The following is a 471-nucleotide window of genomic DNA, read 5'->3' as shown; positions in this document are numbered from 1 at the left end:
CTGTGAATTGCAAACCATCATCCAAGGTTGCTACTTGGTGCTCACCATTTGCATCTTGATATACGATGCGAGTAATAGCATTAACGCCGTCTACCCCTTTTTCACCTTTCACACCTTTAGCAGGATCATCATAGCCGTTCTTCACAGACATATCGATACCGTTTGAGCCGTTTACACCGTTCGTCCCGGCAGGTCCTGCCAAGCCGATGTGACCGACACCATCCTTACCGGACATAGATACCGCATCTTTACCGTCTTTACCGGAAATGCCTACCTTGCCATCCGTGCCGTTTGCATCAGGGCCGGTAAGGGTAACGCCGTCTTTAGCATCTTTACCATTTTTATTGACCTTAATGGAATCAGCTACGAGACTTCTATTCATCTTCACGTTGATAGTGGTATTGCCATCATTATCTTGGGTGATGAAAGTCTTGATGTTTTCACCGCTGTAATCGTTATCGGCTGCGGTGC

Annotated in this window: 1 pseudogene; it reads right to left on the bottom strand. The window is 46.9% G+C overall.

From position 1 onward, the window contains the following. A pseudogene (locus HMPREF1865_RS09275) lies at positions 1–471 on the bottom strand (hypothetical protein); the annotation flags it as partial.

It is taken from the genome of Veillonella parvula (genome assembly GCF_001553335.1).
GTDB lineage: Bacteria > Bacillota > Negativicutes > Veillonellales > Veillonellaceae > Veillonella > Veillonella parvula_S.
This window is presented reverse-complemented; position numbering and strand designations above follow the sequence as displayed.